The sequence below is a fragment of the Streptomyces venezuelae genome, from assembly GCF_008642375.1.
In the GTDB taxonomy this organism is placed as follows: domain Bacteria; phylum Actinomycetota; class Actinomycetes; order Streptomycetales; family Streptomycetaceae; genus Streptomyces; species Streptomyces venezuelae_G.
This window is the reverse complement of sequence record NZ_CP029194.1, coordinates 6,784,336-6,801,414: the sequence shown is the minus strand read 5'-3', so window position 1 is coordinate 6,801,414 and position 17,079 is coordinate 6,784,336. Positions and strand designations below refer to the sequence as shown.

Annotated in this window: 20 protein-coding genes and 1 pseudogene; 5 read left to right on the top strand and 16 right to left on the bottom strand. The window is 73.4% G+C overall.

Annotated features, from left to right (window positions below; translation table 11 throughout):
• Positions 1 to 2: 2 nt before the first annotated feature.
• Positions 3 to 620 carry a transglycosylase family protein gene (locus DEJ46_RS31095; protein ID WP_150271694.1) on the bottom strand — a complete coding sequence of 206 codons (618 nt, stop codon included), beginning with the start codon at positions 618 to 620 and terminating at the stop codon, positions 3 to 5.
• A gap of 217 nt (positions 621 to 837) precedes the next feature.
• Here DEJ46_RS31095 and DEJ46_RS31090 point away from each other — a divergent pair, with 217 nt between their 5' ends.
• The gene (locus DEJ46_RS31090; protein ID WP_055644328.1) at positions 838 to 1,620 is read left to right on the top strand and encodes a hypothetical protein; all 783 of its coding nucleotides are present in this window, start codon (positions 838 to 840) and stop codon (positions 1,618 to 1,620) included.
• 377 nt (positions 1,621 to 1,997) lie between these two features.
• A complete protein-coding gene (locus tag DEJ46_RS31085) occupies positions 1,998 to 2,300 on the top strand; it encodes a hypothetical protein (protein WP_317852200.1) in 303 nt (100 codons plus the stop codon).
• 73 nt (positions 2,301 to 2,373) lie between these two features.
• On the opposite strand, the gene der is transcribed toward DEJ46_RS31085, so the two are convergent.
• The 6 genes from der to DEJ46_RS31055 all read right to left on the bottom strand — a co-directional run bounded on the left by der (position 2,374) and on the right by DEJ46_RS31055 (position 7,641).
• On the bottom strand, positions 2,374 to 3,822 hold the full coding sequence (gene der / locus DEJ46_RS31080) for a ribosome biogenesis GTPase Der (RefSeq protein ID WP_150271691.1): 1,449 nt from the start codon (positions 3,820 to 3,822) through the stop codon (positions 2,374 to 2,376).
• A gap of 70 nt (positions 3,823 to 3,892) precedes the next feature.
• Positions 3,893 to 4,480: a lysophospholipid acyltransferase family protein gene (locus tag DEJ46_RS31075; RefSeq protein ID WP_150274916.1), complete on the bottom strand. Its 588-nt coding sequence runs from the start codon at positions 4,478 to 4,480 to the stop codon at positions 3,893 to 3,895.
• Positions 4,481 to 4,533: 53 nt separating this feature from the next.
• Positions 4,534 to 5,322: a (d)CMP kinase gene (gene cmk, locus DEJ46_RS31070; protein ID WP_223835207.1), complete on the bottom strand. Its 789-nt coding sequence runs from the start codon at positions 5,320 to 5,322 to the stop codon at positions 4,534 to 4,536.
• Between the two features lie 332 nt (positions 5,323 to 5,654).
• Complete coding sequence (locus DEJ46_RS31065) at positions 5,655 to 6,743, bottom strand: prephenate dehydrogenase (RefSeq protein ID WP_150271688.1); 1,089 nt, start codon at positions 6,741 to 6,743, stop codon at positions 5,655 to 5,657.
• On the bottom strand, positions 6,740 to 7,102 hold the full coding sequence (aroH, locus tag DEJ46_RS31060) for a chorismate mutase (protein ID WP_150271687.1): 363 nt from the start codon (positions 7,100 to 7,102) through the stop codon (positions 6,740 to 6,742). The genes DEJ46_RS31065 and aroH overlap by 4 nt, the downstream gene beginning before the upstream one ends.
• A 110-nt stretch (positions 7,103 to 7,212) precedes the next feature.
• Positions 7,213 to 7,641, bottom strand: coding sequence for a YidB family protein (locus tag DEJ46_RS31055; protein WP_150271685.1), 429 nt, complete (start codon positions 7,639 to 7,641; stop codon positions 7,213 to 7,215).
• Between the two features lie 117 nt (positions 7,642 to 7,758).
• On the opposite strand from DEJ46_RS31055, the gene DEJ46_RS31050 reads away from it, so the two are divergent.
• From DEJ46_RS31050 to DEJ46_RS31040, 3 genes are read left to right on the top strand one after another with little or no spacing between them, the layout of a single operon-like run.
• Positions 7,759 to 8,103, top strand: coding sequence for a DUF952 domain-containing protein (locus DEJ46_RS31050; RefSeq protein ID WP_150271683.1), 345 nt, complete (start codon positions 7,759 to 7,761; stop codon positions 8,101 to 8,103).
• 46 nt (positions 8,104 to 8,149) lie between these two features.
• Positions 8,150 to 8,644 carry a Rieske (2Fe-2S) protein gene (locus tag DEJ46_RS31045; protein ID WP_150271681.1) on the top strand — a complete coding sequence of 165 codons (495 nt, stop codon included), beginning with the start codon at positions 8,150 to 8,152 and terminating at the stop codon, positions 8,642 to 8,644.
• 10 nt (positions 8,645 to 8,654) lie between these two features.
• Entirely contained in the window at positions 8,655 to 9,332 is a 678-nt protein-coding gene (locus DEJ46_RS31040; protein WP_150271679.1) for a DNA polymerase beta superfamily protein, read from the top strand.
• Positions 9,333 to 9,373: 41 nt separating this feature from the next.
• Here the strand turns inward: DEJ46_RS31040 and DEJ46_RS31035 are convergent, their stop codons facing one another.
• From DEJ46_RS31035 to DEJ46_RS31000, 9 genes and pseudogenes are all read right to left on the bottom strand, one after another.
• Positions 9,374 to 10,396 carry an ADP-ribosylglycohydrolase family protein gene (locus DEJ46_RS31035; RefSeq protein ID WP_150271678.1) on the bottom strand — a complete coding sequence of 341 codons (1,023 nt, stop codon included), beginning with the start codon at positions 10,394 to 10,396 and terminating at the stop codon, positions 9,374 to 9,376.
• Complete coding sequence (locus tag DEJ46_RS31030) at positions 10,393 to 11,130, bottom strand: NUDIX hydrolase (protein WP_150271676.1); 738 nt, start codon at positions 11,128 to 11,130, stop codon at positions 10,393 to 10,395. The genes DEJ46_RS31035 and DEJ46_RS31030 overlap by 4 nt, the downstream gene beginning before the upstream one ends.
• Positions 11,127 to 12,179 carry an AAA family ATPase gene (locus tag DEJ46_RS31025; protein ID WP_150271674.1) on the bottom strand — a complete coding sequence of 351 codons (1,053 nt, stop codon included), beginning with the start codon at positions 12,177 to 12,179 and terminating at the stop codon, positions 11,127 to 11,129. The genes DEJ46_RS31030 and DEJ46_RS31025 overlap by 4 nt, the downstream gene beginning before the upstream one ends.
• A 2-nt stretch (positions 12,180 to 12,181) precedes the next feature.
• A pseudogene (locus tag DEJ46_RS39350) lies at positions 12,182 to 12,319 on the bottom strand (nicotinamide riboside transporter PnuC); the annotation flags it as partial.
• 126 nt (positions 12,320 to 12,445) lie between these two features.
• Positions 12,446 to 13,720 carry a pseudouridine synthase gene (locus DEJ46_RS31020; protein WP_150271672.1) on the bottom strand — a complete coding sequence of 425 codons (1,275 nt, stop codon included), beginning with the start codon at positions 13,718 to 13,720 and terminating at the stop codon, positions 12,446 to 12,448.
• The gene (gene scpB / locus DEJ46_RS31015) at positions 13,720 to 14,313 is read right to left on the bottom strand and encodes an SMC-Scp complex subunit ScpB (protein WP_079037675.1); all 594 of its coding nucleotides are present in this window, start codon (positions 14,311 to 14,313) and stop codon (positions 13,720 to 13,722) included. The genes DEJ46_RS31020 and scpB overlap by 1 nt, the downstream gene beginning before the upstream one ends.
• Positions 14,310 to 15,452, bottom strand: a complete 1,143-nt coding sequence (locus tag DEJ46_RS31010; RefSeq protein WP_150271670.1) for a segregation and condensation protein A — start codon at positions 15,450 to 15,452, stop codon at positions 14,310 to 14,312. Before DEJ46_RS31010 ends, scpB begins: the two co-directional genes overlap by 4 nt.
• Positions 15,453 to 15,500: 48 nt before the next feature.
• A complete protein-coding gene (locus DEJ46_RS31005; RefSeq protein ID WP_150271668.1) occupies positions 15,501 to 16,007 on the bottom strand; it encodes a hypothetical protein in 507 nt (168 codons plus the stop codon).
• Entirely contained in the window at positions 15,992 to 17,017 is a 1,026-nt protein-coding gene (locus tag DEJ46_RS31000; protein WP_037631020.1) for a ParA family protein, read from the bottom strand. The genes DEJ46_RS31005 and DEJ46_RS31000 overlap by 16 nt, the downstream gene beginning before the upstream one ends.
• Positions 17,018 to 17,079 lie beyond the last annotated feature (62 nt).

The following is a 17,079-nucleotide window of genomic DNA, read 5'->3' as shown; positions in this document are numbered from 1 at the left end:
CGTCAGAGCGGCGCGATCCGCAGCATGGTGCCGACGACGATCCGGTTCGGGTCGGGCCCGATGAGGCTCCGGTTCGCCGCGTAGAGCGCCTGCCAGCCGCCCTTGACGGCGAAGCGCCGGGCGATGGAGCCGAGCGAGTCCCCCGGCTGGACGGTGTGGACGCGACCGCTGAGCCCGTACCGCTTGGAGCAGACGGGCCAGGCGCCCCAGCCCTGCGTGCGCAGGACCTCCTCCGCGATCGTGATCTGCTGCGGGCGGGTCGCCAGGTCTGCCCGCGGGGCGTACTTCGTGCCGCCGTGCTCGACCCAGGTCGGCTGCCAGAACTGGAGCCCCCCGTAGAAGCCGTTGCCGGTGTTGATGTGCCAGCGGCCGCTGCTCTCGCACTCGGCGACGCAGCCCCACGGCCACTGGTCGACGGCGCAGGCGTAGCCGGGCACGCCCGCCGCGGCCCGCACGGCGTCCGCGGAGGACGAGACGGCCCCGGAGACCGCGGCGGCCACGGCCGCGTCCCACGGCCCGTCGGACACGTCCTTGGCGTGAGCCGGGACCGGCGTCAGGGTGATCAGCGCCGCCGCCGCGGCCACCACGGAACCGGCCGTCCAAAATCGGATCTTCGACATCGGGGCAGGCTAGGCAGCCGCCCGGCACCCCCGGCCCGTGCCGCGCGGAACGGTGTTCACACCCCACCCGGTCGGAGTCACCGGCCCCGCCGCACGAGCCACCGGCAAGTTGCCTCGCTTCCACGCGTGACCCCGGCCGATCCTGACCCGTTGAACTCGGCATGAGACGACCGGGAACGGCCCGGCGTCCCCCCGTACCGAGTCCAGGGAGCCCCCCGTGCCGCGCATGCTCGACGTCAGCGAGGACGTACGCGCCGAGATCGGCGACGAAGAAGCCGACCGGCTGCTTGCCGGCGACAACGCCCCGGGCAGCTACGACTGCACCTCCTGCCGCACGCCGGGGGACTCCGAGCAGGAGCGCACCAGCACGGTGCTGTTCGTCGGTGAGGAGACCGCGGTCCTCGCGTTCGCCCACGCCAGCTGCATCCCTTCCCAGGTCGTCAAGGTCGCCGAGGCGCAGCTCCAGGGAGCCGTCGCCTCGATCACCGCGTCGGACGCCGCCGACGCGCTGTCCGCCGCCCACCCCGAGCAGGCCGTGCTCGGTGTCACCAGCGGTCTCGTCCTGATCGAGGGCGAGCTGCACCCGGCGCTGGTCGTGGAGCCGACCGCCCCCGTGGCCCGCCCGGGCACGGACGGTCTCGTCGACGAGTTCCTGCCGCTCCTCGCGGAGCAGGGCTTCCGGCCCGTCACCGATCTCAACGAGAAGCCCGCGCCGCTGCCGGGCTGGTCGGTCCTGGTCGCCATGGGCCAGCTGCACTCCGTCCTCCAGCCGGGACCGAACGGCGCCGGTCAGGCCGCCTGGTGGCAGGCGCACCAGCCGCTCCAGGTCACCGAGGGCTGGCGCGCGGCGGCCAACAAGTCGCACACGGTCCTGGTCTTCGCCGCCCCGGTGGGCTCCATCGGCCAGCAGCCGCGCGAGGACCTGCTGCGCGACGCTCTGGAGAAGGCCGCGGCGAACGGGCGCCTGGTGGCGGCGGCGATGCCGCTGGCCGGTACCTGATGGACGACGGCCGGCCCGGCATAGGGCCCTTGCGGGCCTCAGGCGGACGGGTGGTGCCACCGGCGCCGGGCGGGCCGGGAGGGCTGGGCCGGCTGAGCGGACCGACAGGCGCGGGCGGACTGACAGGCGCGGGCGGACTGACAGGCGCGGGCGGACCGGCTGCGCCCGCCGGTCCGCCCACGGGCGCCCCGCTGGGGGCGGCGGGCGCCAGGAGCACGGGAGGAGGCGCGGCGATGCCGGAGGTTCCGACCGTGCCACGTCCCCGGCGGGCGTCTCTTTCGGAGAGCCGCCCGCATCCGACCGGCGGCGGGGTCGTTGGCACGTACGTGCACCCATACGACCCTTTCCTCCAGCCGTATCCGAGCCAGATCCCCTCCATGCGCCCGGCGCAGGACGTCGCGGCGGGCCAGTCGGCCACGCCGATCTACGACGCCCTGTTCTCGGAGTACCGCCGGTCGTTCCGTACGCTGCCGGGCGACCGGAGCGGCGAGGAGGACGTGGCCTTCCGGGCCTTCGGCACGACCGCGAGCACGGGTCTGTACGGAAACGCCCAGGGATACGGAGCCGTACAGGGATACGGCAGCGGTCACCGGTACGCCTCCGCGTATCCGCCGATGTGGCCGGCGCAGCAGCACCACACCCCTGCGGCGCTCCCGCCGGGTCCGCGCCGGGGCCTCTGAGACATCCGTGAACGGCTGAGGGCCGGGGCATTTCGCCCCGGCCCTCAGCCGTACCGCCCCACAGGGCAGCGGACTACTTCTTACGACCGCGCTTCTCGCGCACGCGCACCGAGATGTGGATCGGGGTGCCCTCGAAGCCGAACTCCTCGCGCAGACGGCGCTCGATGAAGCGCCGGTAGCCGGCCTCCAGGAAGCCCGAGGCGAAAAGCACGAACCGCGGCGGCTTGGTGCCGGCCTGCGTACCGAAGAGGATGCGGGGCTGCTTGCCGCCGCGGATCGGGTGCGGGTGGGCCGCGACGATCTCACCGAGGAAGGCGTTCAGCCGGCCGGTGGGGACGCGGGTCTCCCAGCCGGCGAGGGCGGTCTCGATCGCCGGGACCAGCTTGTCCATGTGGCGGCCGGTCTTGGCGGAGACGTTGACCCGGGGTGCCCAGACGACCTGCTGCATCTCGGTCTCGATCTCGCGCTCGAGGTAGTAGCGGCGCTCCTCGTCGAGCTCGTCCCACTTGTTGTAGGCGATGACGATGGCGCGGCCCGACTCGACCGCCATCGTGATGATGCGCTGGTCCTGGACCGAGATCTTGTCGGTGGTGTCGATGAGGATGACGGCCACCTCCGCCTTCTCGATGGCGGCCGCGGTCCGCAGGGAGGCGTAGTAGTCCGCGCCCGACTGGAGGTGGACCTTCTTGCGGATGCCGGCGGTGTCGACGAACTTCCACGTCACGCCGCCGAGCTCGATCAGCTCGTCGACCGGGTCGCGGGTGGTGCCGGCCAGCTCGTTGACGACGACGCGGTCCTCGTTCGCCACCTTGTTGAGCAGCGAGGACTTGCCGACGTTCGGGCGGCCGATGAGGGCGATGCGGCGCGGGCCGCCGACGGCGTTGCCGAAGCGCTGCTCGGGGGCCTCGGGCAGCTTCTTCAGGACCTCGTCGAGGAGGTCGCCGGTGCCGCGGCCGTGCAGCGAGGAGACGGGGAACGGCTCGCCGAGGCCCAGGGACCAGAGCATGGCGGCGTCGGCCTCGCCGGACTGTCCGTCGACCTTGTTGGCGGCGAGGACGACCGGCTTCCCGGCGCGGCGGAGCAGCTTGACGACGGCCTCGTCGGTGTCGGTGGCGCCGACGGTGGCGTCGACGACGAAGAGGCAGGCGTCGGCGGCCTCGATGGCGAACTCGGCCTGGGCGGCGACGGAGGCGTCGATGCCGAGGACGTCCTGCTCCCAGCCGCCGGTGTCGACGACCTTGAAGCGGCGCCCGGCCCATTCGGCCTCGTAGGTGACGCGGTCACGGGTGACGCCCGGCTTGTCCTCGACGACGGCCTCGCGGCGGCCGATGATGCGGTTCACCAGGGTCGACTTGCCGACGTTCGGGCGGCCGACGACGGCGAGGACGGGGAGCGGGCCGTGCCCGGCCTCCTCGATCGCGCCCTCGACCTCTTCGACGTCGAAGCCTTCTTCCGAGGCGAGCTCCATGAACTCCGCGTACTCGGCGTCGCCAAGTGCCCCGTGGTCGTGCTGGTCGTTCATGAAGTCCGTTCCTTGATCATTCGTGGTCGGTGGGTCCCCGAGCCGCGGGGCCCACTACTGAAAGTCTCGCTCAGCGCCCGGTGAGGCGCCTGGCGTTTTCCAGGTGAGCGGTGAGCTGCCCCTGGATCCGTACGGTGGCCTCGTCGAGCGCCTTGCGAGTGCGGCGGCCGGAGCCGTCGCCCGCCTCGAAGGCGTCGCCGAAGACGACGTCGACGCGGCCGCGCAGCGGAGGCAGTGCCTTGACCAACCGTCCGCGGCGCTCGGTGCTTCCCAGGACGGCGACCGGGACGATCGGCGCGCCGCTGCGGACGGCGAAGTACGCCAGGCCGGCGCGGAGCGAGGCGAAGTCGCCCTCGCCGCGGGTGCCCTCGGGGAAGATCCCGAGGACGCCGCCCTGCTCCAGGACACCCAGGGCGTTGGCTATCGCGTTCCGGTCGGTGCTTTCGCGGTCGACCTTGAGCTGCCCGATGCCCTCCAGGAAAGGCCCGAGCGGCCCGACGAAGGCTTCCTTCTTGATGAGGAAGTGCACCGGGCGCGGAGCGGTGCCCATGAGCATGGGGCCGTCGATGTTGTGCGCGTGGTTGACGGCGAAGATGACGGGGCCGGAGGCCGGCACCCGCCAGGCGCCGAGGACACGCGGCTTCCAGAAGCCGTACATCAGGCCGATGCCGATGCGTCGGCCGACGGCGGCGCCCCTCTGAGAGGGCACGGTCACTTGGCGGCCGTCCTCTTCTCGTCCACGAGGGTGACGACGCACTCGATGACCTGGTCCAGGGTGAGGTCGGTGGTGTCGACCTCGACGGCGTCGCCGGCCTTCGCGAGCGGGGAGGTCTTACGGCTGGAGTCGGCCGTGTCCCGCTTGATCAGGGCTTCCTTCGTCGCGTGCACGTCGGCGCCCTTGAGCTCGCCGGAGCGGCGGGCGGCACGGGCCTCGGGCGAGGCGGTGAGGAAGATCTTCAGGTCGGCGTCCGGCAGGACGGTGGTGCCGATGTCCCGGCCCTCGACGACGATGCCGTGCTCGGCGCTGCGGGCGATGGACCGCTGGAGCTCCGTGATCAGGCTCCGCACCTCGGGGACGGCGCTGACGGCGCTGACCTTGGAGGTGACCTCTTCCGTACGGATGGGACCGGCGGCGTCGGCACCGTCCACGGTGATCGTGGGGCGGCCCGGGTCGGTGCCGGAGACGATGACCGGCTTGGAGGCGGCGTTGGCGACGGCCTCGGCGTCGGTCACGTCGACGCCGTTGCTGATCATCCACCAGGTGATCGCCCGGTACTGGGCGCCGGTGTCGAGGTAGCTCAGCCCCAGCTTGGCGGCGACCGCCTTCGAGGTGCTCGACTTGCCCGTGCCGGACGGCCCGTCGATGGCGACGATCACGGATTCCACGGTGGGAACACCTTCCTGGGTGAGCGATAGGGCCTCGCCGAGATGCGGGCACCTCCACAAGGTTACCGAGTCCCCAGCACCCGTTCGGCCCCACCCACGGCCGCAAGCACCCATCGGCCGCCTCGCCCGGGTCGGCCCTCTGCCGGACGGGCACCTCCCCGAGCGAGGCGCACCCCTGCCGGGCGGCGCGAGCCTGGCGCGCACCTGCGGTGCGATACCCCTCCGCCGGACCTTCACCCCACCCCGTGCGGGGCCGCCCCCTGCAGGGGCCATGCCCACCCAGCCCGCCCCGTGCGGGCCGCACCGCCACGAGGCCGCGCCCACCCCCGTGCGGGCCGCACCACCACGAGGCCGCGCCCACCCCCGTGTGGGCAATGGCCCCGCAGGGCGGGACGGGTGGGCACAACGGGGTGGTGGGCAGTAACGCTGCCGGGCGGCCCGCAGTGTCACGTGGTGCGGAGGGCCCAGCCTCGTTCCTGGAGGGATGCGCTCAGAGCCGGGGCCGCCGTCGGGTCGACCATCAGTTGGACCAGGCCCGCCTGCTGCCCGGTCGCGTGCTCGATGCGGACGTCCTCGATGTTGACCCCCGCCCGCCCCGCGTCCGCGAAGATCCGGGCCAGCTCGCCCGGCTGGTCGCTGATGAGGACCGCGACGGTCTCGTAGGCCGTGGGCGCGGCGCCGTGCTTGCCGGGGACGCGGGCCCGCCCGGCGTTCCCCCGGCGCAGGACGTCCTCGACGCCGGACGCGCCGTCCCGGCGCTTGTCCTCGTCCGCGGACTGCAGCGACCGCAGCGCGCGGACCGTCTCGTCCAGGTCGGCGGCGACGCCCGAGAGGACGTCGGCGACGGGACCCGGGTTCGCGGAGAGGATCTCGACCCACATGCGCGGATCGGAGGCGGCGATCCGCGTGACGTCCCGGATGCCCTGACCGCAGAGCCGTACGGCCGACTCGTCGGCCTCCTCCAGGCGCGCGGCGACCATCGACGACACCAGCTGGGGGGTGTGGGAGACGAGGGCGACGGCCCGGTCGTGGGCGTCGGCGTCCATGACGACGGGCACGGCCCGGCAGAGGGCGACGAGCTCCAGGGCGAGGTTGAGGACCTCGGTGTCGGTGTCCCGGGTGGGGGTGAGGACCCACGGCCGCCCCTCGAAGAGGTCCGCGGTCGCCGCGAGCGGGCCCGAACGCTCCTTGCCGGACATCGGGTGCGAACCGATGTACGCGGTGAGGTCGAGGCCCCGCGCCTCCAGCTCCCGCTTCGGTCCGCCCTTGACGCTCGCCACGTCCAGGTAGCCGCGCGCGAGGCCGGCCGACATCGCCTCGGCGAGGGTGACGGCGACGTGCGCGGGGGGTACGGCGACGATCGCGAGGTCCACGCGCCCTTCGGGCGCCTCGTCGGTGCCCGCGCCGAGCGCGGCGGCGGTCCGGGCGCGCGCCGGGTCGTGGTCGCGGAGGTGGACCGTGACGCCCCGGGCCGCCAGGGCGATCGCTGCGGAGGTGCCGATCAGTCCGGTGCCGATGACGAGCGCTGTTCTCACTGGGCGATGTCCTTGCGCAGGGCGGCCGCGGCGCCGAGGTAGACGTGCGCGATCCGGGACTTGGGCAGTTCGGTCTCGACGTGGGCGAGGAGCCGGACGACCCTCGGCATCGCGCCCTCTATGTCGAGCTCCTGGGCGCAGATCAGGGGCACGTCGACGATCCCGAGGTCCCGGGCAGCGGCGGCGGGGAAGTCGCTGTGCAGGTCGGGGGTGGCCGTGAACCAGATGCTGATGAGGTCGTCGGCCGTGAGTTCGTTGCGCGCGAGGACGGCGGTGAGCAGCTCCTCGACCTGCTCGCGCATGTGTCCGGCCTCGTCCCGCTCCAGCTGGACGGCTCCTCGGACCGCTCGTACCGCCACGTCGTGCTCCTTCGCCTGCGTCAAGTGCTCCGTTCAGCCTAGTCAGCGGTGGGGAGGACGCGTCGCGGCGCCCGCCTTCCGAGACGGAGGGCGGGCGCCGGCGTACCCGCCTAGAGCTGCTGCTGCCGGATGATGTCCTCCAGGGAGCCCTGGGGCACCGAGCCGTTCGGGGTCAGCTTGTCGACGGCCTGGGGCAGGGTCTGGGCGAGCTCGTCGGCGGCCTCCTGCGGGGTGAGGCCGGCGTCCGCCGCGACCTTCTGGAGGGTCTCGTCGGGGAGGGCCTCGGTGATCTGGGCGCCGCTGACGGGCTGGTTCCGGCCGGTGCCGACCCAGGACTGGGCCTGGTCGACGAGGCCGGACTTCGTCAGCATGTCGATCAGCCCGCCGAGCGGGTTCGCGCCGTCGGCGCCCGCGCCGCTCTTGCCTCCCGCGAGGGCGCCGAGCAGGGAGCCGAGAACACCGCCGGCGCCGCTGCCACCGCCCTGGCCGCTGCCTCCGAGGAGGCTGCCGAGGAGACTGCCGAGGTCGTTTCCCGCCATCGTTCTGCCTTTCGTCCGGTACGGAACACGCCCAATCTCACCCATACCGCGTCGTTCCGCCACTCGGTGTACACGCGGCTCGCGGTGGAGCGGTCGGCACGCGGTACAACAGTCGGCATGCTTCTGCACGTCCTACCGCTGGCCGACTGGTCCGCCGACCCCGCCGATCCCACCGCCCCCTACGCCCCGGCGTCGCTCGCCGCCGAGGGCTTCGTCCACTGCTCGGCCGACGCGCCCGCGGCTCTGGCGATCGCCGACGGCCCCTACCGGTCGGTGCCCGGCCCGCTCCTCGTCCTGGTGATCGACGAGTCCCGGCTGGGCGGCGAGGTCCGCTGGGAGGGCGCCGGGGGCCGGCTCTACCCGCACGTCTACGGACCCATCGAGCGAGCCGCGGTGACGGAGGTCCTGGAGGTCCGCAGGGATGCGGACGGCCGTGCGAGGGAGCTGACGCCCCGCCCGTAGGCGTGTTGCGGGGCCCGGGGCCCGGGGCGCCACCAAGCTGGGCGCCATGACTTCACGCGCCACGAACCGCCGCACCGTCCTGATCGCCGCCGCGGCCCTGACGACGGGCTGCGGCTCGGACGGCGGGGGTGACGGCGGTACGGAGACCACGGCCCCTGCCACTCCCGACACTTCGGCCGCGCCGAGCGCCCCCGCGACGACCGCCACCTCCGCGGCACCCGCGGCGACCGCCACGACGGCCACGACGACCGGCGCTCCCCCGCTGGCCAGAACCTCCGGGATCCCGGTCGGCGGCGGCACGGTCTTCACCGCGGAGAAGGTGGTCGTCACGCAGCCCACCGCCGGGGAGTTCAAGGCCTTCTCCGCGGTCTGCACCCACCAGGGCTGCCTGGTGAACAAGGTCGCGGACGGCACCATCGACTGTCCCTGCCACGGCTCCAAGTACCGCATCGCCGACGGCTCGGTCGTGCAGGGCCCGGCCACCCGCGCGCTCCCGGCCGAGCAGATTATTGTCTCGGGGGAATCGATCACCCTCGCGTAATCTCACCGCCATGACTCCGGACGAGCTGGTGCGCGACCACACGATCTACTCCTGCGTGATGGGCTCGCGCGCCTTCGGTCTGGCCACCGAGGGCAGCGACACCGACGTGCGGGGCGTCTATCTCGCCCCGACGCCGCTCTTCTGGCGGTTCGACAAGCCCCCGGCCCATGTGGAGGGCCCGGGCGAGGACCAGTTCAGCTGGGAGCTGGAGCGCTTCTGCGAGCTGGCCCTGCGCAACAACCCGAACGTCCTGGAGTGCCTGCACTCCCCCGTCGTCGAGCACGTGAACGACCTCGGGCGCGAACTGCTCTCCCTGCGCGGGGCGTTCCTCTCCCGGCAGGCCCACCAGACCTTCGTCCGGTACGCCGGCGGCCAGCGCCGCAAGCTGGACGCGGACGTCCGTCAGCACGGGCAGCCGCGCTGGAAGCACGCGATGCACCTGCTGCGACTGCTGGCGAGCTGCCGCGACCTGCTGCGCACGGGCGAGCTCCGCGTCGACGTCGGCGAGGAGCGCGACCGCTACCTCGCGGTCAAGCGCGGCGAGGTGTCCTGGCAGGAGGTCGAGTCCTGGATGGACCGCCTCCAGGACGAGGCGGACCTCGCCCACGACACCAGCCCGCTCCCGGCCGTCCCGGACCACGCCCGCGTGCAGGACTTCCTGATCCGCGCCCGCCGCGCCTCGCTCTGACGCCCTCCCGGCGTCCCGCTCGAGGGGCGCCGGGGCCCCGCTCAGACGTCCCAGAGCGCCCCGAAGGCCAGCAGTTCGCTCCGGTACTCGATGTGCCGCGTCCACTCCTCCGGCCAGGCGTCGGCGCCCAGGTGCGCGCCGGCGAAGGCGCCCGCGAGGGCGGCGATCGAGTCGGAGTCTCCGCGCGTGCAGGCCGCCCTGCGCAGGGCGGTGAGCGGCTCGTCGGGGAAGAGAAGGAAGCAGAGCAGGCCGGTCGCGAAGGCCTCCTCGGCGATCCAGCCGTCGCCGGTGTACTCGCAGGGGTCGAGCTCCGGGTCGGCCGTGCGCTGGACGGCGTCGAGGCGTTCCAGGACGGCCAGGCACTCGTCCCAGCCGCGCCGGACGAAGTGCCCGGCGCTGGGGTCCTGGGAGCGGGTCCACAGGTCGCCGAGCCAGCGCTCGTGGTAGCGGTCCCGGTTCTCGTACGCGTACGAGCGCAGCTGTCCGACGATCCCGGTCGGGTCCACGCCCCGGGCGAGCAGCCACACGGCGCGGGCGGTGAGGTCGGAGGCGGCGAGGGCGGTGGGGTGGCCGTGGGTGAGGGCGGCCTGGAGCTGGGCGGCTCCGGCGGTCTGCTCGTCGTACACGTGCCGGAGTCCGAGCGGGGCGACCCGCATGTTGGCGCCGCAGCCCTTGGAGTGGATCTGGCTGGCGTCCTGCCAGAGGCCGTCGCCGTCGAGGAGGGCGCAGGCGCGGAGGCAGGTGTTGCCGGGGGCTCGGTTGTTGTCGGGCGAGTGGTACCAGGCGACGTACTCCCTGCGGATGGTGTCGGCGAGCCGCTCGGGGCCCGCCACGCCCCGCTCCTCGCACGCCCTGACGGCCCGGGCGAGGGCGAGCGTCATCTGGGTGTCGTCGGTGACGTACGCCGTGCCGCGGGTCACGGGCAGTGGGGCCCTCCGCCAGGGCCCGTGCTTCGCGAGGATCGACGGCACGTCGTGGAACTCGGTCGGGAAGCCCAGCGCGTCGCCGAGCGCCAGCCCGATCAGCGCCCCGGTGGCGGCCTTCTTGGCGGTCTGCCGCGTCATGTGGATCGTCCTTCCGGTCGGAGCAGCGGCGGGTGGAGGGCCGTGGCCTCTCCCGCCCGGTAGAGCGCGGCCGGTTTCCCCCGTCCGCCGGTGCGGCGCGGCGGGCCCTCCACGGCCCGGACGAAGCCGGGTGTGGTGAGGACCTTGCGCCGGAAGTTGGGGCGGTCGAGTTCGACGCCCCAGACCGTCTCGTACACCTGCCGCAGCTCACCGAGGGTGAACTCCGGCGGGCAGAAGGCGGTGGCGAGGCACGAGTACTCGAGCTTGGCGCCGACGCGCTCGCGGGCGTCGGCGAGGATCCGGTCGTGGTCGAAGGCCAGCGGCCCGTGCGAGCCGTAGGGCAGCCACCGCGCCTCGGCCGCGTCGCCGCCGCCGCGTGGCTCGGGCAGGCCGGGGACGAGCGCGGTGAAGGCGACGGAGACCACCCGCATCCGGGGGTCCCGGTCGGGTTCGCTGTAGGTCCGGAGCTGTTCGAGGTGGAGTGCCTCGACGGTGGCCCCGGGCAGCCCGGTCTCCTCCGCGAGCTCGCGGCGGGCGGCCGTCTCGGCTGACTCGCGGGGCAGGACGAAGCCGCCGGGCAGCGCCCACTCCCCCGCGTACGGCTCCTGGCCTCGCTGGACGAGGAGGACGTGCAGGCGTTCCTCGCGGACGGTGAGGACGGCGAGGTCGACGGTGACGGCGAAGGGTTCGAAGGCGTACCTGTCGTAGCCCTCGGGCGCCTTGGGGGTGTTCATCGGCGCTCCGCGAGGCGATCGGTGAGGTGTGGGCCCTCGGCGAGCAGGGCGTCGACGGCGGCGACGGCCGACGCGAGGCGCTCCTCGTGCGGGCCGCTGAGGACGGCCGTCCGGCGGCCGGTGCGGGCGAGCTGGGTGAGGAGGCGCGCGGTCATCCAGGGCCGCAGCTCGTCGTCCTCGCGGCCGACGCCCCGGTGGTCGGTGAGCAGCCAGAGGTGCTGCCGGCTGCGGGCGGCGATCTCCCCGGTCTCGGCGCTCGCGGTGCCCAGGTGCCGCTCGTGCCAGATGGTGGCGGCGAAGGCGTCGGTGTCGCAGAAGAGGACGGGCGAGCCGTCCCGGGCCGCCTCCTCCTCCAGCTCGGCCTGGCGCTGCGCGATGACGGGGAAGTCGGAGGAGCGGAAGGTGACGTCGGACCGGGTGGCGCCGGGGTGCTCGGCCCGGAGTCCGGCGAGCTCGAGTTCGCGGTACTCGCGCCCGTACGCCGGTACGCACCGGGTGCGGGCCCAGACGCCGCCGCGCCGCCGGTAGTGGTCGGTGAGGGCGAGGGCCATGGTGGTGGCGCCGGTGGACTCGGCGCCGAGGACGACGACGCGCCGGGTGAGTCCGGCGCGGACCGGCGGCTCCAGGAAGTCCCAGGAGCCGGCGACGTCGGCGCGGACGGCGGCGTCGGAGACGGGGAAGCGGGTGCGGTCGGGGCCGGGGTCGACCGTCACGGACTCCGCACCGAAGCGACGGCCGAGCTCCTCCCCGTACGGCTCCGAGGTGAAGACCGCGTCGACGTGCTCGGGCACGGCCGCCCCGAGGTCCTCGTCGACGGCTCCGACGACGAGGGCCTCGGGGTGGATCTCGCGCATCCAGGCGACACGGTCGGCCAGGGACAGGCTCTCGCCGGAGGAGGCGCTGACGAGCACGGTGAGGCGCTCGCACCGCTCGCCCGCGGCGCGGACGAGGTGGTGGTGACCGGCGTGCGGCGGACAGAACCGTCCGAGCACGAGGCCGTGGCCGTAGCGCTTCGGCCCGCTGCCGGGCCTCGCACCTGCGGAACTCATACCGTCCCCATCTCTCCCGCCGCGAGCGGCCCGGCCCTCCCGGTGCGGCCTGTGCGGCGCACCGGGAGGGAGCCGGAGCCTGGTCCACCCCCGTGGGTCCAGGTCCGGCTGCCGCTCGCGGCGAGGGCGATGAGGACGAACGCGAGGCTCACACCCGCCTCCTTAAGAGTCACCTTGACTATAAATGCTGACGGGTCTCGGCCACAAGCGCGAAAGAGGCCCGTGACCGGCGTGCGGTCACGGGCCTCTCGCGGAGGGGGCGGGAACTACATCCCGACTTCCTTCATCAGCATGCCGACCTCGGTGTTGGTCAGACGGCGCAGCCAGCCCGACTTCTGGTCGCCCAGGGCGATCGGACCGAAGGCCGTACGGACCAGCTTGTCGACCGGGAAGCCGGCCTCGGCCAGCATCCGGCGCACGATGTGCTTGCGGCCCTCGTGCAGCGTGACCTCGACCAGGTAGTTCTTGCCGGTCTGCTCGACGACACGGAAGTGGTCGGCGCGGGCGTACCCGTCCTCCAGCTCGATGCCGTCCTTGAGCATGCGGCCGACCTCGCGGGGCAGCGGGCCGGTGATCGCGGCGAGGTAGGTCTTCTTCACGCCGTACTTGGGGTGCGTGAGGCGGTGGGCCAGCTCACCGTGGTTGGTGAGCAGGATGATGCCCTCGGTCTCCGTGTCGAGCCGGCCGACGTGGAAGAGCCGGGTCTCACGGTTGTTGACGTAGTCGCCCAGGCACTGGCGGCCTTCCGGGTCCTCCATGGTGGAGACGACGCCGGAGGGCTTGTTCAGCGCGAAGAACAGGTGGGACTGGGTGGCGACGGTCAGGCCGTCCACCTTGATCTCGTCCTTCTCCGGGTCGACGCGCATGCCCTGCTCGAGCACGATCTGGCCGTTGACCTCGACGCGGGCCTGCTCGATGAGCTCCTCGCAGGCACGCCGGGAGCCCATGCCGGCACGGGCGAGGACCTTCTGCAGACGCTCGCCCTCCTGCTCGGCGCCGGGGAAGGTCTTGGGGGTCTTGATCTCGGGCTTGCCGGCGTACCGCTCCCGGTTGCGCTCCTCCGTGCGGGCGTCGTACTCGCGCGAGCGGGACGGGGTCGTACGGCCGCCACCGCGCTGCGGGGACTGCCGGGGACCGCCCTTGGCTCCACCACGCGCGGAGGCGCCGCGGCCGCTCTTGGGGCCGCCGGCGGAGCCGCCGAGGCCGGGCACGTCGTACTGACGCTCTTCGGGACGCGGGTTGCGCGGCCTGCTGCTGCCGCCGCCCTGCCGGTCGTCGCGGCCACCGCCGCCGCCGGCGCCGCGGTAGCCACCGCCACCGCTACCGGAGCCACCGGAGCCGCGGTAGCCGCCACCCCCGCCGCTGCCACCACGACCGGCGCCGCCGCCGCTGCCGCCACGGCCCGCGCCGCCACTGCTGCTGCCGCCGCGGCCACCGCCGCTGCCGCCGCGGCCACCGCCGCTGCCGCCGCGGCCGCCGCTGTTGCCACCACGGCTCCCGCCGTTGTTTCCGCTGCTGTTCCTGCCGCTGCTGCTTCGCATCAAATTTCCGTCTTGTCGTCTACGTCTGCGTCCGGATCGAACGACGGGACGCCTTCCAGCGAGTCCGGCTCGACCGCCTCCGCCTCAGGGAGGAAAGGCGCGAGCTCGGGGAGTTCGTCCAGGCCGCGCAGGCCCATCCGCTCCAGGAAGTAGTTCGTCGTCCTGTACAGGATCGCACCTGTTTCGGGTTCCGCGCCCGCCTCCTCCACCAGACCCCGCTGGAGAAGGGTCCGCATGACCCCGTCGCAGTTGACCCCGCGGACCGCGGAGACCCGGGAACGGCTGACCGGCTGGCGGTACGCGACGACCGCGAGGGTCTCCAGGGCCGCCTGGGTGAGCCGGGCCTGCTGCCCGTCGAGCACGAAGGCCTCGACGGCCGCGGCGTGGGCCGCCCGGGTGTAGTAGCGCCAGCCTCCGGCCACCCGCCGCAGCTCGAAGCCGCGGCCCTGGGCGGTGTACTCGTCGGCCAGCTCGTGCAGGGCGTCGGCCACCTCGCGCGGGGTCCGGTCCAGCACCTTCGCGAGGTGCTGCTCGGTGGCGGGCTCGTCGACGACCATCAGGACGGCTTCGAGGGAAGGCTTGAGGTCGCTCACTCCTGGGCCTCCGTTTCTGGGGCGGATGTGGTGGCCGGGTCGGGTTCCCGGTCGAACTCGTCGGTGACGCGGGCCTCCCCGTCGCCGCCGGCCCAGGTGACGGTGAGCTCCCCGAGGGCCGTCTCCTGGTCGAGGCCGACGGCCTTCTCCCGGTAGAGCTCCAGGAGGGCGAGAAACCGGGCGACGACGGTGAGGGTGTCGCCGGCGTCCTCGATCAGCTCCCGGAAGGCCGCCGTCCCGCGCTCGCGCAGCAGCGCGACGACCACGGCGGCCTGCTCCTGCACGCTGACGAGCGGGGCGTGGATGTGCTCGACGTACACCTGGGGCTCGGCCTTGGGCTGCATGGCCTTGACGGCCAGCTTGGCGAAACCCTCGGCCCCGATGGAGATGACCACCTCGGGGAGCAGCTCGGCGTGGTGCGGTTCGAGCCCGACGGTACGGGGGTGGCGGCGGCCCTCGGCCTCCCAGCGGTCCTGGAAGATCTCTGCGATCCGCTTGTACGCGCGGTACTGGAGGAGCCGGGCGAAGAGCAGGTCGCGGGCCTCCAGGAGGGCGAGGTCGGCCTCGTCCTCCACCTCGGCGACGGGGAGCAGCCGGGCGGCCTTGAGGTCGAGCAGGGTGGCGGCGACGACGAGGAACTCGGTGGTCTGGTCGAGGTCGCCGTCGGGGCCCAGGGCGCGGAGGTGCGCCATGAACTCGTCGGTGACCTGGGAGAGGGCGACCTCGGTGACGTCGAGCTTGTGCTTGGTGATGAGCTGGAGGAGCAGGTCGAAGGGCCCCTCGAAGTTCGCGAGCCGCACGGTGAACCGCCCGTCAACGGGCTCGGCGGCGGCCTCGCCCCCGCCGGGAGCGACGGGCACGGTCCCGGCCACGGACTCACCGACAGGCCCCGCCACGGGGGGCACGGCTCCGGCCAGGGACTCCGCCAAGGGCTCGGCCCCAGCCTCAGCCACGGCCTCCTCTACCGGCTCGGCCAGGGCCTCCGCTACGACGGGCTCGGCCAGGGGCTCGGCCACCGCCTCCGCCCCGGCCAGGGCCACCCCTGCCTCGTCGGGCACTGGCCCCCGCGTCTCGCCCGGGCCGCGGCCCAGGGGGCGGCGGCCCGGCGGGCGGGACGTTTCGTCAGAGGTGTGGCGCATGGGGGTCCAGGGAGAACGGAGAGCTCGGCAGCAGCCCGCAGGCTACCGTCAGCGGCCGCGCAGGCGGCGTACGAGGATGCTCGCGTCGCCGCGGGACTCCAGGTCCGCCAGGACGACGGCGACCGCCTCCCGGACGATCCGGCCCCGGTCGACGGCGAGGCCGTGCTCGCCGCGGAGCACCAGCCGGGCGTGCTCCAGGTCCATGAGCTCCTCCGCGGAGACGTAGACCGTGATCTTCTCGTCGTGGCGCTCACGGCCGCTGGGCCGCCTGTTCGGGGTACGGCCGCCGCGCCGCCGGGCGGCCGCCGGGGCCGGGACCGTGGCGGGGCCCGCGGGCTTCTGGGCGGCGGGGCCTTCCGGCTCCGCCGTCCTGGCCCGCGGTTCGGCCGCCTCGGAGTCCGCGGCCGTGTGTTCCGCGGAGCCCTCGGCCGCCGCCGTGTCGCTCTCGCCCGCAGGGGCCGGGACGGCCCGGCGGGGTGAGGACGACTGGAGCGCCGTCCCCCCGGTCGTACGGAAGAGTTCGTCGGCGCCGGGCAGACTCACTCGGCGTGACACCGGGCGAGCACCTCCCTGGCGAGCTGGCGGTAGGCGGCGGCGCCCACGGAGTTCGAGGCGTACGTGGTGATGGGCTCGCCGGCGACCGTGGTCTCCGGGAAGCGCACGGTCCGCCCGATGACCGTGTGGTACACGTGGTCGTCGAAGGCCTCGACGACGCGCGCGAGGACCTCACGGCTGTGCACGGTCCGCGAGTCGTACATCGTGGCGAGGATGCCGTCGAGCTCCAGGTCGGGGTTGAGCCGCTCCTGGACCTTCTCGATCGTCTCGGTCAGCAGCGCCACTCCGCGGAGGGCGAAGAACTCGCATTCCAGCGGCACGATGACCTTGTGAGCCGCCGTCAGGGCGTTCACGGTCAGCAGGCCGAGCGAGGGCTGACAGTCGATCACGATGTAGTCGTAGTCGTTCATCAGCGGCTTCAGGGCGCGCTGGAGCGTGGACTCGCGCGCGACCTCGCTGACCAGCTGGACTTCGGCGGCCGAGAGGTCGATGTTGCTCGGCAGCAGGTCCATGTTGGGCACTGCGGTCTTGAGGAGCACCTCGTCCGCCGACATGCCCCGCTCCATGAGCAGGTTGTAGACGGTGAGGTCGAGCTCCATCGGGTTCACGCCGAGGCCGACCGACAGGGCTCCCTGCGGGTCGAAGTCGACGAGCAGCACCCGTCGTCCGTACTCGGCGAGCGCGGCACCCAGGTTGATGGTCGACGTGGTCTTGCCGACGCCGCCCTTCTGGTTGCACATCGCGATGATCTTGGCGGGTCCGTGGTCGGTCAGGGGACCCGGGATCGGGAAGTACGGCAGGGGCCGTCCGGTGGGGCCGATCCGCTCGCGGCGCTGGCGGGCAGCGTCGGGTGCGAGGGTGGCCGCGTACTCCGGGTCGGGCTCGTACTCGGCGTCGGGGTCGTAGAAGTGCCCCTCGGGCACCTCGTCAAAGGCGGCGAAGTGGGTGGACTCTCGGCCCATCTCGTTGCCGGCCGTGGCGTTCACGTGTAGGCCGTCCATCGTCTTCATCGTGTGGGCTGTCGTCATGGGCTGGTGCGTCGCGAAGGTCCGCACCGCGACGGAGCCGATCG

Coding starts and splice junctions, on each gene's coding strand:
- DEJ46_RS31040 (WP_150271679.1), top strand. CDS start 8,655: ATGACTCCGGACGAGCTGGTGCGCGACCACACGATCTACTCCTGCGTG.
- DEJ46_RS31025 (WP_150271674.1), bottom strand. CDS start 12,179: ATGAGTTCCGCAGGTGCGAGGCCCGGCAGCGGGCCGAAGCGCTACGGC.
- DEJ46_RS31085 (WP_317852200.1), top strand. CDS start 1,998: ATGCGCCCGGCGCAGGACGTCGCGGCGGGCCAGTCGGCCACGCCGATC.
- DEJ46_RS31055 (WP_150271685.1), bottom strand. CDS start 7,641: ATGGCGGGAAACGACCTCGGCAGTCTCCTCGGCAGCCTCCTCGGAGGC.
- DEJ46_RS31075 (WP_150274916.1), bottom strand. CDS start 4,480: ATGTACGGCTTCTGGAAGCCGCGTGTCCTCGGCGCCTGGCGGGTGCCG.
- DEJ46_RS31000 (WP_037631020.1), bottom strand. CDS start 17,017: ATGAAGACGATGGACGGCCTACACGTGAACGCCACGGCCGGCAACGAG.
- DEJ46_RS31030 (WP_150271676.1), bottom strand. CDS start 11,130: ATGAACACCCCCAAGGCGCCCGAGGGCTACGACAGGTACGCCTTCGAA.
- DEJ46_RS31045 (WP_150271681.1), top strand. CDS start 8,150: ATGACTTCACGCGCCACGAACCGCCGCACCGTCCTGATCGCCGCCGCG.
- der (WP_150271691.1), bottom strand. CDS start 3,822: ATGAACGACCAGCACGACCACGGGGCACTTGGCGACGCCGAGTACGCG.
- DEJ46_RS31010 (WP_150271670.1), bottom strand. CDS start 15,452: ATGCGCCACACCTCTGACGAAACGTCCCGCCCGCCGGGCCGCCGCCCC.
- DEJ46_RS31095 (WP_150271694.1), bottom strand. CDS start 620: ATGTCGAAGATCCGATTTTGGACGGCCGGTTCCGTGGTGGCCGCGGCG.
- DEJ46_RS31050 (WP_150271683.1), top strand. CDS start 7,759: ATGCTTCTGCACGTCCTACCGCTGGCCGACTGGTCCGCCGACCCCGCC.
- DEJ46_RS31020 (WP_150271672.1), bottom strand. CDS start 13,720: ATGCGAAGCAGCAGCGGCAGGAACAGCAGCGGAAACAACGGCGGGAGC.
- cmk (WP_223835207.1), bottom strand. CDS start 5,322: ATGGGTGCTTGCGGCCGTGGGTGGGGCCGAACGGGTGCTGGGGACTCG.
- DEJ46_RS31035 (WP_150271678.1), bottom strand. CDS start 10,396: ATGACGCGGCAGACCGCCAAGAAGGCCGCCACCGGGGCGCTGATCGGG.